At 57.8% G+C, this 12,664-nt stretch carries 13 protein-coding genes; 8 read left to right on the top strand and 5 right to left on the bottom strand.

Features of this window, described 5'->3' with window-relative positions:
* Positions 1 to 4: 4 nt before the first annotated feature.
* A complete protein-coding gene (locus IG629_RS04155; protein ID WP_193170716.1) occupies positions 5 to 1,105 on the bottom strand; it encodes an NADH:flavin oxidoreductase/NADH oxidase in 1,101 nt (366 codons plus the stop codon).
* A gap of 93 nt (positions 1,106 to 1,198) precedes the next feature.
* On the opposite strand from IG629_RS04155, the gene IG629_RS04160 reads away from it, so the two are divergent.
* The 7 genes from IG629_RS04160 (at position 1,199) to IG629_RS04190 (ending at position 7,380) form a co-directional block, all read left to right on the top strand.
* On the top strand, positions 1,199 to 1,627 hold the full coding sequence (locus IG629_RS04160) for a PaaI family thioesterase (protein WP_193170717.1): 429 nt from the start codon (positions 1,199 to 1,201) through the stop codon (positions 1,625 to 1,627).
* A complete protein-coding gene (locus tag IG629_RS04165) occupies positions 1,624 to 2,535 on the top strand; it encodes an aldose 1-epimerase (protein ID WP_193170718.1) in 912 nt (303 codons plus the stop codon). Before IG629_RS04160 ends, IG629_RS04165 begins: the two co-directional genes overlap by 4 nt.
* Positions 2,536 to 2,725: 190 nt before the next feature.
* Positions 2,726 to 3,184 (top strand): 50S ribosomal protein L13, encoded by a 459-nt coding sequence (gene rplM, locus IG629_RS04170; RefSeq protein WP_193170719.1) that lies wholly within the window; start codon positions 2,726 to 2,728, stop codon positions 3,182 to 3,184.
* 42 nt (positions 3,185 to 3,226) lie between these two features.
* Positions 3,227 to 3,685 (top strand): 30S ribosomal protein S9, encoded by a 459-nt coding sequence (gene rpsI / locus IG629_RS04175; protein ID WP_226886445.1) that lies wholly within the window; start codon positions 3,227 to 3,229, stop codon positions 3,683 to 3,685.
* Between the two features lie 232 nt (positions 3,686 to 3,917).
* Positions 3,918 to 4,823 (top strand): NAD-dependent epimerase/dehydratase family protein, encoded by a 906-nt coding sequence (locus IG629_RS04180; protein WP_193170721.1) that lies wholly within the window; start codon positions 3,918 to 3,920, stop codon positions 4,821 to 4,823.
* 242 nt (positions 4,824 to 5,065) lie between these two features.
* Positions 5,066 to 6,175, top strand: coding sequence for a dimethylsulfoniopropionate demethylase (locus IG629_RS04185; RefSeq protein WP_193170722.1), 1,110 nt, complete (start codon positions 5,066 to 5,068; stop codon positions 6,173 to 6,175).
* Positions 6,176 to 6,438: 263 nt separating this feature from the next.
* Positions 6,439 to 7,380 carry an EamA family transporter gene (locus tag IG629_RS04190; protein WP_193170723.1) on the top strand — a complete coding sequence of 314 codons (942 nt, stop codon included), beginning with the start codon at positions 6,439 to 6,441 and terminating at the stop codon, positions 7,378 to 7,380.
* Positions 7,381 to 7,407: 27 nt separating this feature from the next.
* Here the strand turns inward: IG629_RS04190 and yghU are convergent, their stop codons facing one another.
* The 3 genes from yghU to IG629_RS04205 form a co-directional block, all read right to left on the bottom strand.
* A complete protein-coding gene (yghU, locus tag IG629_RS04195; RefSeq protein ID WP_193170724.1) occupies positions 7,408 to 8,265 on the bottom strand; it encodes a glutathione-dependent disulfide-bond oxidoreductase in 858 nt (285 codons plus the stop codon).
* A gap of 192 nt (positions 8,266 to 8,457) precedes the next feature.
* Positions 8,458 to 9,609, bottom strand: coding sequence for an MFS transporter (locus IG629_RS04200; protein WP_193170725.1), 1,152 nt, complete (start codon positions 9,607 to 9,609; stop codon positions 8,458 to 8,460).
* Between the two features lie 50 nt (positions 9,610 to 9,659).
* Positions 9,660 to 10,178, bottom strand: coding sequence for a GNAT family N-acetyltransferase (locus tag IG629_RS04205; RefSeq protein WP_319025004.1), 519 nt, complete (start codon positions 10,176 to 10,178; stop codon positions 9,660 to 9,662).
* Between the two features lie 86 nt (positions 10,179 to 10,264).
* Here IG629_RS04205 and IG629_RS04210 point away from each other — a divergent pair, with 86 nt between their 5' ends.
* Entirely contained in the window at positions 10,265 to 10,792 is a 528-nt protein-coding gene (locus IG629_RS04210; protein WP_319025005.1) for a gamma carbonic anhydrase family protein, read from the top strand.
* A gap of 21 nt (positions 10,793 to 10,813) precedes the next feature.
* Here IG629_RS04210 and IG629_RS04215 read toward each other — a convergent pair whose 3' ends face one another.
* Positions 10,814 to 12,613, bottom strand: a complete 1,800-nt coding sequence (locus IG629_RS04215) for a PHA/PHB synthase family protein (RefSeq protein ID WP_193170727.1) — start codon at positions 12,611 to 12,613, stop codon at positions 10,814 to 10,816.
* Positions 12,614 to 12,664 lie beyond the last annotated feature (51 nt).

A 12,664-nucleotide genomic window follows, 5' to 3' on the forward strand; every position in this document is an offset into this window, starting at 1 on the left:
CCGGCTAAGCCTTCTTCAGAGCGGCTCCCGGCCAGAGATCCGGTGCGCAGCGGGCATATTGCGCGGGGTAGTTAATATTCTCCCCAAGCTCCTGGGCGGCGTGCCAGGCCCAGCGCGGATCATCCATCACGCCGCGGGCCAGGGCGACCATGTCAGCCTCGCCATTGGCGACAATGTTTTCTGCCTGCTGTGCTCCGACAATCATGCCAACGGCCATGGTCGGGATTCCGGCTTCTTTCTTGATCTTTTCGGCCAGGAACACCTGGTATCCGGCTTTGACGTCGATTTTCTGGCGCGGGTCGAGGCCACCTGTCGTCACGTCGATAAAATCGCAGCCGAGAGCTTTCAGCTCTTTTGCGTAAACCACCGCTTCTTCCGGTGAGAAACCGCCATCGACCCAGTCGGTCGCGGAGAATCGGACAGCGTAGGGTTTTCCGGCGGGCCAGACGGCACGACATGCCTCGAACACCTCGAGCGGGTAACGCAGACGATTCTCGAGACTGCCGCCATATCCGTCCGTCCGCTGGTTGCTCAGCGGCGAGACGAACTGGTGCAACAGGTAACCGTGGCCACCATGCAGTTCGGCAAGGTCGAAACCGGCACGGTCCGCCCGTTTGGTGCTCTCGACGAACTCCGCTTTGACTTTTGCCAGACCGGCATCGTCGAGCTCAAGCGGGGCCGGCCAGTCGGCATAGCCAATCGGCGAGGGGCCAACGGTCTGCCAGCGGCCGTCGCTCTCCGCGACGGGCTTGCCGCCCTTGCCCGGAGGGTTGGTCGAGCCCTTGCGGCCGGAATGGCCGATCTGGATGCCGAGCTTTGCGGTTCCGTACTTTTTGCAGAAATCGACGAAGCGCTTAACAGTCGCTTCGTTCTCGTCGGAATAGAGGCCGAGGCAATTTGGTGAGATCCGCCCTTCAGGGGAAACATGGGTTGCCTCTGTGATCAGCAGCCCGCCGGCGCCCATGGCCAGGTTTCCGTAATGCATCAGGTGCCAGTCATTTGCGGACCCGTTCTCGGACGCATACTGGCACATGGCGGAAACGGCGATGCGGTTATCGAGGGTCAGATCGCGAAAACTGATCGGGGAAAAGAGATGACTGCTCATGGGCCTCTATCCTAGTTTTTATCCGCACATGCTGGCGCGTAAAATACCGTATGAACACAACAATATCGGTAATATGCGCCGAGGGGAGGGTGAATGACGAAGTTAAGCAATGCCGAAATGGACCGGATCGCGCGGGACGAAGTGCCCGCTGTCGGCCAGTACGGCGTGCGGTTCGAGGATATCGGTGACGGGACGGCACGGGCGGTGCTGCCCTATCAGGAGGATTTCCTGCGCCCTGGCGGCACGGTCAGCGGACCGGTGATGATGGGACTGGCGGATGTCGTGGTTTATGCCTGTGTGCTATCGCGCATCGGGATTGTGAAACTCGCTGTAACCACCAGCCTGAATGCCAATTTCCTGCGTCGCCCGAAGCCGGCGGATCTGGTCGCGGAGGGCCGTTTGCTGAAATGCGGCAAGCGGCTGGCCTATGGCGAAGTCACCTTGTTCAGCGCAGGCGAGGAAGACGATCCGGTCTGTCACGTGACCGCGACCTATTCCATACCGCCGCGAGACCCCGAATGAGCGCAGAAGCTGTTATCCGGCTTTCTGCTAGAGGTCTGAATGTAGAGATATTGCCGGATTCGGGCGGTCGCATCTCCGCTTTCTGGAGTGAGACCGGCGGGGAGCGGACGGACTGGTTCGTGCCGCAGCCGAAACCTGGTGACGCTGACAGCGGATCGACTGCGTGGGGCAGCTTCCCTCTGGTGCCATTCTCCAACCGGATCCGGGACGGACGCTTCACGTGGGATGGTGAAGAGCACCGGATTGCCGCTTCGGAGAAGAACGCCCCTCACGCCATTCATGGCCATGGCCGTTCGGTACCTTGGGATGTGGGTGACGTCTCCGAGACGCGTGCCGCGTTGTCCTATACCTATCCAGGAGAGGATTGGCCCTTTCCCTATCGGGCGCGGCAGGTTTTCGATCTGGTGGATGGCGCGCTCAGTGTTTCACTGGAGCTGGAGAATACCGGAACAAAGGACATGCCGGGCGGGCTTGGTCATCATCCCTATCTGCCATGGCGCGACGGTCCCGTATTGGCGACGTCCTTTGGGTCAATCTGGCCTGCGGTTGACGGTGTACTTCCGGCTGGTCCGGAGGCTGTTCCCGGAGATCTCGACTTTTCCGGCTCAAACGGGCGGAAGTTGCCGCGTGGACTTGATACCGGTTTCGGAAGCTGGAGCGGACACGCACTGGTAAAGTGGCGGGGTGCTGGGTTAAGCCTTGAAATTGACGCCAGCGAGACGCTTTCTCACGTCATTCTGTTTACGCCGGAAGGCAAGCCGTTCTTTTGTGTGGAGCCTGTCACGCATTGTATCGATGCCATCAATCTGGACGCGAAAGGCGTCGCTGGCACTGGGATACGGGCGGTTTCGCCGGAGGGATCGCTTGTTGCGTCGATGAAGTTTCGGCCCGGCGTTGACCGACGTTAAGTCTTTCATCCTGTTATAAAACGACTTACGTATGCGGTAATATAATACCGTTATTGTAAAGCTATTGAAAAAACGCGCTTTTTCGCGCTTGACTTAACAATGCGCATCCGTATTTTACGCCAACCGCTGCAGGGGGCTCCGGCCTTCGTGCGGCTATTGGATTTCGCAGCATCACTGGATGGTTAAAGAGATGCGTACTTACTCGGCTAAACCGAGCGAGATCGAGAAGAAGTGGTGGATCGTTGATGCCGAAGGCATGATCCTGGGCCGCCTCGCGACCGTTCTCGCAAACTACCTGCGCGGCAAGCATAAGCCGACCTTTACCCCGCACATGGATTGTGGCGACAACATCGTCGTGATCAATGCTGAAAAGGTGAAGCTCACCGGCAACAAGCGGACCGACAAGACCTTTTACTGGCACACCGGTTATCCGGGCGGCATCAAGTCCCGCACCATGGACAAGATCCTGGACGGCAAGCATCCGGAACGGGTGCTCGAGAAGGCCGTTCAGCGGATGATCAGCCGTGGCCCGCTCGCGCGTGAGCAGATGCGCAACCTGCGTATCTATTCCGGCACCGAGCATCCGCATGAGGCGCAGCAGCCCGAAGTGCTGGACGTTGCCTCGATGAACCCGAAGAACAAGAGGTAAGCCATGTCCGTTGAGACCGAAGCGACCAACGAAGGCGCAGGCATGGAAGCGCTCGAGGCTCTGAAGCAGGATGCTGTGGAAGAGGCCGCGAAGGCTGAGCCGAAGCTGGACCAGTACGGCCGGGCCTATGCCACCGGCAAGCGGAAGAACGCGATCGCCCGCGTCTGGATCAAGCCGGGTACCGGCAAGATCGTCGTGAACGGCCGTGAAGACAGCGTGTACTTCGCCCGTCCGGTGCTGCGCATGATCATCAACCAGCCGTTCACCGTTGCGGACCGCAAAGACCAGTTCGATGTCTACGCGACCGTAACAGGTGGTGGCCTCTCCGGTCAGGCCGGTGCCGTGCGTCACGGTATCTCCAAGGCCCTGACCTACTTCGAGCCGGGCCTGCGCCCGCCGCTGAAGAAGGTCGGCTTCCTGACCCGTGACCCGCGTGTGGTCGAGCGTAAGAAATACGGTAAGGCGAAAGCGCGCCGGAGCTTCCAGTTCTCCAAGCGTTAACGCGACCAAATATCTCAGACGGAAAAACGCGGCCTTGTGCCGCGTTTTTTTATTTGGCCAATTTTGAAAATACGGAACCGGATTGTTCGCAACTTGCCGGCTGTTTTCCTCGTCGCCCAGCACGTTTAATGGTGCAGCCGCATCATAGCGCTACCGGCATGTTTGATATCTTCGGGTAGCCCCGGAGCCATGAGCGCCTAAAAATAAAAAAAACGGCTTTTGGGAGGATCGAATGAATATCTTTCTTACTGGAGCGAGCGGGTATATCGGCGGTTCGGTTGCAGCCCGGTATGTCGAGCACGGCCATAGCGTTCGCGGTTTGGTGCGGACAGAGGAAAAGGCAGACCTAGTCCGGGCGAAAGGTATCGAGCCGGTTATCGGCAGCCTCGACGACAGCGCTCTCTTGAAGCGCGAGGCAATGGCCGCTGATGCCGTCATTAATGCGGCGAGTGCCGATCATCGGCCCGCAGCCGAGGCCCTGTTAGATGCGCTCTCGGGGAGCGGCAAGATCTTTATCCATACAAGCGGATCGAGCATCGTCGGTCGGCGCGACGAAGGGCGATATGGCGAGGCTGTGTTCGAAGAAAATACACCGATTGAGCCGTCTCCGGCACGTGCCGCGCGGGTTGCTCTGAACCGGGACATATTGGCGTCAGCTGAAAACGGTGTCCGTGCCGTGATTATCGCCCCCAGTCTGATTTATGGAGAAGGCCTGGGCACCAATCCGGACAGCATGCAGGTGCCCTGGCTGATCGATCTGGCGCGTCAATCCGGCGCGGCGCGGCATATTGGACCCGGAACAAATGTCTGGTCGAATGTCCATATTCGCGATCTTGCGGATCTTTACCTTCTCGCACTCAAGGACGCGCCTGCCGGCTCGTTCTTCTATGCCGAAAATGGAGAGAACGCGATGTGCGACGTCTGCGCGGCGATCGGCAAAATGCTTGGCTATGGCGACGGCACCATGGAAATGACCCTGGCCGAAGCGGCGGGGCATTGGGGTGAGGGGCCGGCAAACGACACAATGGGGTCAAACAGCCGGGTGCGGGCCGTACGGGCTCGAGCCGAACTCGGCTGGGCGCCGAACGGGCCAAGCCTGATCGATGAAATTGAAAGCGGGTGCTACGCAGAAGCCTAGGCGGAAAGCTGATCAGAGGCCGGAGTTTCCAGGGGTTGTGGTTCTCTCAACGGGAGGGCTATTTCCACGTCGAGATGGCTTCTATTGGTTTTTTCTTGACGGTAAAACACAGAATAAGAATATGGTCGAAATTGCACGTTTTGTTGTGTGTTTACTGAATTATGTCGCCTCAAAGAAAGTATTTATGGCGCCGGAGCAAGTAAAAGGAATTACTCGGCTACATAATGTCAAGGCGCTGTTCCATGGGGATTCCTTTTCTTTCGGTGTCACGCAGATTGCGCCGCACGCCTTTCTCAGATGGTGTTGAACAGGCCGGTGTCCGCGCGTACACGGTTTATAATCATATGTTGCTGCCAACCGTGTTCCGGTCAGTAGAGGAAGACTATCGCCATCTCAAGGAAGCCGTGCAGGTCTGGGACGTCTCGTGTGAGCGGCAGGTAGAGATCCGCGGCCCCGATTCCGGTCGTCTGGTGCAAATGCTTACCCCCCGCGACTTGAGAAGCATGTTGCCGGGCCAGTGTTCTTACATACCGATCGTGGATGAGACCGGAGGCATGCTGAATGACCCGGTATTGCTCAAGCTAAGTGAAAACAGGTGGTGGATATCCATCGCGGACAGCGATTTGCTCTATTGGGTGAAAGGGCTGGCCTACGGGTACCGTCTTGATGTGTTGGTCGACGAACCCGATGTTTCTCCGCTGGCGGTTCAAGGGCCAAAAGCAGAGGACCTGATGGCCCGGGTCTTTGGCGACTCTATCCGCCGGATCCGTTTTTTCCGCTTCGGCCACTTTGAATTCAAGGGACGGGACATGGTCGTTGCCCGTTCGGGATATTCGAAACAAGGCGGTTTCGAGATTTATGTCGATGGTTCCGATATGGGAATGCCTCTATGGAATGCCCTGATGGAGGCTGGGAGAGATCTGGATGTTCATGCCGGATGCCCAAATGTGATCGAGCGTATCGAGAGCGGACTTCTTTCCTACGGAAATGACATGACCGACGACAACACTCCGCACGAATGCGGATTAGGGCGGTTCTGTAATACGCAAAGTGCAATCGGGTGTATCGGGCGGGATGCTCTCCTGAGAGTGGCAAAGGAAGGTCCGGTTCAACAAATTCGACCACTTTCCATTGAAGGTGATCCTGTTCCTGTCTGTGAGTTTTTCTGGCCGATTAAGGCAAATGGCAGGACAGTCGGACGCGTGAGTTCGGCAGTATGGTCGCCGGACTTCAAGACGAATGTCGCGATCGGCATGGTCCATGTCACGCACTGGGATGCCGGTACCAAAGTGAGCGTGATCACTCCTGAGGGCCCACGGCCGGCTGAAGTCCAAGAAAGTTTCTGGAATTGAACTGACCGATCAGGGGATCACGAGCGAACAGCGATCTCTGTTTCCCGTTGTGCAAAGCTTCCGTTCGCTCTGAGGCCAACAGTTCAATGGCAAGACCGGCCGCGTGCCTCGTTGAGATGGCGAGCAAGGGATGCTGCTGGCCACTCCATGACGCTGATCCGGACAAATCCCCCTGCCGGCGCCTGCAAATGTTCTTTTGAACGGTGGCTGTATCGCTATTCTGCAGGCCCGTCTTCACGCGACACCGGCTCGGATTCATGAATATGCAGAAATCGGCTGTCCCGGTTTTGATCGCCTCCGTTTTGACCTGGGCATTGCTGCTGGTCTGCAGCCGCGCTCTGGTGATCGGCCTCGACCTTGATCCATGGATGTTCACGTTCCTGCAAATGGGATCCGGAGGCCTGTTCTTCATTGTGATTTCCTGGGGAGCGGACGCTGGCATCAGTGCCCTGCGGCGGCTTGATACATGGCTCATCGGTATTTTCAGGATCGGAACGGCGGCTCTGTATATGGCGGCCCTGGTCCATGTCGATGTGCTTCAGGCCGGTTTTTTCGGGGCGATCGGTGTTCCTGTGTCAGCTTTTGCTGTCTGTTTGCTATTTAGTCGCCGGCCGACCCGGCTTGAGGTGCTGGGGCATATCCCGCTTGTTGCAGGTTCCGTCACAACTGCATTCGGATTTGATGGCAGCCTTGATAATCCGGCGCTTTTTTTGCTGATCCTGTCGCTAATCTGCGTGCTGAGTGCGAGTCTCTTTGCCGAACGACACCCGCATATGACAGCACTTGCCCCACGCACGCGTCTCCGTCTCACAGGCATTGTCCTGTTGTTGACCGCAGTAGGCTTCGCCTTCTGGCGTATCGTTCAGTCAGCGACGGGAATGACGGACAGTGCGGATCTCATGGAACTTATGCGCCCCGAACTCTGGGCTGCCGCTCTCGGCCTTGGGATTACACTCAGGGGACTTGCGACCTATCTCGGCTTTCGCGCCGCGGCGGTTGCGGGCACCCATAATTATTTGGCCGCTGTGCTCATCCTGCCAATGGTTGGCGCGGTGCTGGAAGGTATTGTCGCAAATCACGGTTATGGCCCCTGGCCGGAAATCGGACCGCATCAGATAGCCGCTGGAGTACTGATTGTAAGCGGGGGAACAATGGTGATTTACGCGCGGAAGCGGGCGGGGAAGGTCGCCACCCAGGCCGCTTGATGGCCCGGGTGGTTCCGTGATGAGGGGCTAGAGACCGAGCTTGTCGATATCTGCGGCGGAATGTCGTTCTTCGAGTTGTTCGCTCGGATCGCCTGAGACGCGATTGACGACCCGGCCGCGCTTGACGGCCTTGCGGGCAGCAATTTCCTTGGTCCAGCGCTGAACGTTCTTGTAGGTGTCGACCTCAAGGAAGGTACCCGAATCGTTATAGATCTTGCCTTGTGCCAGGACGCCGTACCACGGCCAGATCGCGATATCGGCGATGGTGTACTCGTCGCCCGCGATGTACGGGGTCTCGGCGAGCTGGCGGTCCAGAACGTCAAGCTGACGTTTGGTTTCCATGGCAAACCGGTTGATCGGATATTCGAACTTCTCCGGCGCATAGGCATAGAAATGCCCGAAGCCGCCACCGAGATAAGGTGCGCTGCCCATTTGCCAGAACAGCCAGTTCATGCACTCGGCGCGTTTAGCGGGATCCGTCGGAATGAAGTCACCGAACTTGTCCGCAAGATAAAGCAGGATCGAGCCTGACTCGAAAACCCGGGTCGGCGTCGGTGTGCTGCGGTCGAGAAGGGCAGGGATCTTGGAGTTCGGGTTGATGGCAACGAAGCCGCTGCCGAACTGGTCGCCATCTCCGATGCGGATGGTGTAGGCGTCATACTCGGCGCCTTTGTGCCCGCGCTCGAGAAGTTCCTCAAGCATGACCGTGACTTTCACACCGTTCGGCGTTGCCAGCGAATAGAGCTGAAGCGGGTTGTCACCGACCGGAAGCTCCTTCTCATGGGTGGCCCCGGCAATAGGACGGTTGGTGCTGGCGAACTTGCCGCCGTTTTCCTTGTCCCAGGTCCAGACTTTCGGGGGCGTGTAGGGCGCTTGATCGTTCATGAAGCCTCATCCGTTCATATGGTTGCGGGGCCGGGCCGACGCCCCGGTTCTTTGCCAAATGGGAGATGGCCACATTTGGACAAGGTTAAAAAGGGGATTCTGGTCACCGGAAAAAGACTGTTTCTGTTTTGCGAGTGCTTGTCGCGGCCTTGTTAACTTGAACGGGGGGAAACTGATTTCATCAATTCCACGCTAGCGGCGTCCGTGCGCCAGTTTCACGGAGTCCGGCATGGCCCGCAATCTGGCCATCGCGAGTACGCCGAGGAACGGGCCGACAGCCAATGGAACAAAGGCGCCGCTCCAGCCGAACCAGTCGACCAGAAAGGGCACCGCGTGGATCGTCGCGATGGTCAGCACGAAGCCGATGCAGGTCTGCGTCGTGACCATGGTGCCGACATAGGCAGGTGGCGAGAGCTCGATGACGCTGGCGGAGAATTGGGCAGAGTCGGCGATGATAGAAATACCCCACACAACGCATAAAATGAACAGCACGTAGGTCGGCATTCCGAACGCGAAACCGGCGAGGATGCAGCAAATGCCGCTGATCGTCATGGCGCCGATGGTAAGCCGGGTGCGGCCGATCCGGTCGGCAAGAAAGCCTCCCGCTATGCTGCCCGCAGCACCGGAGCCGATCATGGTGAAGGCGAGAAGTTTAGCCAGTTCCGGTGCATGCTCTCCGCCCGGGTATATGGCCAGGCTTGACGCGAGAAACAGACCGATCCAGGCCCAGACGGCATAAAGTTCAACCATATGGCCAAAATATCCGAAATTGGCGAGCCGTAGAGCGGGGTCAGTCACAGCCTGAAGCATCTGGCCGGGCTTGAAGGCTGCGGCCTTGGCAAAGGGACGGCCGGGCTGGAACAGTTGGCAGAGCAATCCGGCGATCGCAGCCATGGTCGAGCTCGCGACGATAGTGAAGCGCCAGTCGAGGCCACCGAACAGATCGATCAGGTGCGGGGCGCCAGAGCCCAGCGTCAAGGCCGCTACCAGCAATCCGACCAGCAATCCTCTGTCTTTCTCGGTCCAGGATGAGACCAGCACCATGCCGACAGGATAGACGCCTGCCATGCAGGCACCGACGATGAAGCGCAGGACCGGCATCCAGATGCCCGCAGGATCAATGATCAATGTCGCCAGATTGGCGCCCGCGGCGATAAAGGCCGCCAGCATGAAGAGCGTCTGTGGTCTGACCCGGTCAACAAGCGTAAAGAAGGCGCTTATCAAGGTGCCCGCGACGAAGCCAAAAGAGACTGCACTTGCCATGGCCGCGGCCTGACTGTCGCTCAGGGCCATCTCCTGACGCAGTCCCGGGATGATTGCCGATCCGCTGAACCAAAGCGTCATGGCAAACACTTCGCAGGCGGTGAGCAACGCGATGTTAGGCCACTTGCCACTTAGCACGGCTTCGCTTCCCAGGTTTTGTCAGAGAGGTAGATGGCGTCTGGCTCGCCTTCTTCATTGAAAGAGCCGTCACTCAAGGCAGCGCAATGGAAACCGTGCTTTTCGTAAAAGTGCCTCGCGCGGTCATTTTTCTGAAAGACATAAAGCGAGAGCGTGCCGCCAGCGGCTGTCTTGGCGCTTTGGAGCAATTGGGAGCCGACACCTTTTCCTTGCGCCTCTAACGAGACGTAGAGGTGCTCCAGGTGATTATCGCGAAGCGCGGCAAAACCCACAGGGGAGCCGGCACTGATCGCGACAATCACATCAGTTGTCTTCAGCACGATATGTTCCATCCACCAGCGGGTTTCTTCATAGGTATGAAGGTCGGGAAGGAACGGCATGGCGATGCGGCGGGCTGAGACAAACAGATCCGTCAGCGCGTCCGCGTCGTCGGGACCGGCGTTCCGCAATTCGGTTTTCATGAACGTCCAATAACCGCTTTTAAAAAAGGCTGAGCGGTTTTGCTCCCTCACCAATGACAATTCAACCCTTGAGGCTGCAATCGGTGCCGGACTCGGTTAAGGATGTGAAAAGTCTCACAAAGCATAAGGAGCAGAGAGTGCCGGTACTTCTAAGACCTGTAAAAGGGAAGACACCCAGCGTCGCGGCCCCTTCTTTCCTTGCAGAGACCGCTGTTCTGGTCGGCGACGTAACCGTCGGCGCCGAAAGCAGCATCTGGTACGGTGCGGTTCTTAGAGGAGACGACAATCCGATCCGGGTCGGTCGCCGGAGCAATATCCAGGACGGCACGATTGTGCATGTCAGCTCCAAAGGGTTGGGCACTGAGATCGGAGACGACGTGTCCATTGGTCATGCAGCCATCATCCATGCCTGCATCCTGGAGGACAGGTCCTTCGTTGGCATGGGCGCGACGGTGATGGACGGTGCAGTGGTGGAAAGCGGCGCAATGGTTGCCGCGGGAGCCCTCGTTGCCCCAGGTAAAATCGTCCGTTCAGGGCAGGTCTGGATGGGGAACCCCGGCCGGCATGCGCGCGATTTGACGGAAAAGGAGAAGCAATATCTCTCTTATGTTTCCGTACACTATTGGGAACTGGCGCAAGAATATCTGGCTACTGACCACGGCTGACCTGGGGATAGTGATGCGGGATTAATCCTTATCCTGCATTTTCACAAAGCTCCCCGGTGCATCCTCGATCACTGTCAATGCACCGTCGCCGGGCGTTCTCGCCTCGACCTGACCGCCGCCATGGCGAGACATCCATTTTGCCCATTCTGGCCACCAGGAACCTTCGTGATAGCTCGCCCCTTCAAGCCATTTATCGGGTGACTTCGGGCGGCGACTATTGATGTAGTGGCCGTATTTAGGCTTGTCGCCGGGTGGATTGACCACACCGGCGATATGTCCGGATCCCGCAAGGCAGAACTTGATCGGACCGGAATAGATCTGTGTCGCCCGATAGGTCGATTTCCAGGGGGCGATATGGTCTTCCTTGGTCGACAGGATAAATGCCGGGGTCTTGATCGTGTTGAGGTCGATTGGTGTCCCGGCGAGCGTGAGGGCGCCCGGCTCGATCAGCTTGTTCTCCTGGTACATCTTGCGCAGATAGAAGCTGTGCATGACCGCCGGCATCCTGGTTGAATCGGAGTTCCAGTACAGCAGGTCGAACGGGAAGGGGTCCTTGCCGAGCAGGTAGTTGTTCACAACAAATGACCAGATAAGATCGTTGGCGCGCAGCATGTTAAATGTTGCTGCCATTTCGGCGCCGTCGAGATAGCCGCGCTTGTTCATCTTCTCTTCGAGAGCAGCGAGCTGCTCCTCGTCGATGAAAACGCTGAGCTCTCCTGCCTCTTCGAAATCAACCATGGTAGTGAAGAATGTGATCGACTTGATGCGGTCGTCTTTCTTGGCGGTCATATAGGCGAGGGTTGCCGCCATCAGCGTGCCGCCGATGCAATAGCCTATGACGTTGGCTTCTTTCTCTCCTGTTGCCTGCTCGATTGCATCAAGCGCCGCCAGGGGGCCTTCCAGCATGTAATCCTCGAAGGATTTCCGGCTCAGATTTTCGTTCGGATTGACCCAAGAGACGACGAAGACCGTGAAACCTTCGGATACGGCCCAGCGGATGAAGGAATTCTTCTCCCGCAGGTCCAGAATGTAGAACTTGTTTATCCACGGCGGCACGATGAGGAGCGGACGGCGATAAACTGTCTCGGTTGAAGGTGCGTACTGAATCAACTGCATCAGGTCGTTCTGATAGACGACCTTTCCGGGCGACGTGGCGATGTTCTTGCCGACTTCGAACGCGTCGGGATCTGTCATCCGGATCGACAACTTGCCTTTGCCGCGCTCAAGATCTTCAAGCAGGTTCTGCAAACCGTGCACGAGGTTATCGCCATGGGTTTCCATGGTGGTCCTGAGCACTTCCGGATTGGTCATCAGGAAGTTTGTCGGAGCCATCGCGTCGACGAACTGCCTTGTGTAGAAGTCGACCTTCTGCTGGGTTTTTTGATCGAGCCCCTCGGTTCGTCCGACAAGATCCTGCGTCCAGCGCGATGTCAGCAGATAACTCTGTTTGATGAAGTCAAAGACGACATTTTCCTGCCAGGCCTCGTCCCGGAACCTGCGGTCGGTGTTGTCCGTCTGAACTGCCGGCTCGGTTTCCTGCCCCAGCCAGCGCTGCGCGGACCGGTTCCAGATGTCCATATAACCTTGCCAGAGATCGATCTGAGCCTGAACGAGATGAGCCGGGTTGTTCATCATCTGGTTCGTGAGGGCCATGAAAGCATCGGCGAGGTGCAGCGGGTCGGGTTCCGCGGTCTTGCCGTCAAGTTTCTGGCGCTCCATGAAGCCACCCACGAGCTTTTGCGATCGCGTTGCGATGTCCTGCATGGTGTTGGCGAATTCAACGGGGTCGATCTGCTTCATCTCCTCCGAATGCTCATGCATCCCAACCTCACTCTCTCAGCCGATCATTTGAAATCAATTGTAGCAATAGTA

The sequence above is a fragment of the Nisaea nitritireducens genome (assembly GCF_014904795.1).
GTDB classification, from domain to species: Bacteria; Pseudomonadota; Alphaproteobacteria; order Thalassobaculales; family Thalassobaculaceae; genus Nisaea; species Nisaea nitritireducens.

Coding starts and splice junctions, on each gene's coding strand:
- IG629_RS04185 (WP_193170722.1), top strand. CDS start 5,066: ATGGGGATTCCTTTTCTTTCGGTGTCACGCAGATTGCGCCGCACGCCT.
- IG629_RS04160 (WP_193170717.1), top strand. CDS start 1,199: ATGACGAAGTTAAGCAATGCCGAAATGGACCGGATCGCGCGGGACGAA.
- IG629_RS04190 (WP_193170723.1), top strand. CDS start 6,439: ATGCAGAAATCGGCTGTCCCGGTTTTGATCGCCTCCGTTTTGACCTGG.
- IG629_RS04215 (WP_193170727.1), bottom strand. CDS start 12,613: ATGCATGAGCATTCGGAGGAGATGAAGCAGATCGACCCCGTTGAATTC.
- IG629_RS04200 (WP_193170725.1), bottom strand. CDS start 9,609: ATGACGCTTTGGTTCAGCGGATCGGCAATCATCCCGGGACTGCGTCAG.
- rpsI (WP_226886445.1), top strand. CDS start 3,227: ATGGAAGCGCTCGAGGCTCTGAAGCAGGATGCTGTGGAAGAGGCCGCG.
- IG629_RS04165 (WP_193170718.1), top strand. CDS start 1,624: ATGAGCGCAGAAGCTGTTATCCGGCTTTCTGCTAGAGGTCTGAATGTA.
- IG629_RS04155 (WP_193170716.1), bottom strand. CDS start 1,105: ATGAGCAGTCATCTCTTTTCCCCGATCAGTTTTCGCGATCTGACCCTC.
- rplM (WP_193170719.1), top strand. CDS start 2,726: ATGCGTACTTACTCGGCTAAACCGAGCGAGATCGAGAAGAAGTGGTGG.
- IG629_RS04180 (WP_193170721.1), top strand. CDS start 3,918: ATGAATATCTTTCTTACTGGAGCGAGCGGGTATATCGGCGGTTCGGTT.
- yghU (WP_193170724.1), bottom strand. CDS start 8,265: ATGAACGATCAAGCGCCCTACACGCCCCCGAAAGTCTGGACCTGGGAC.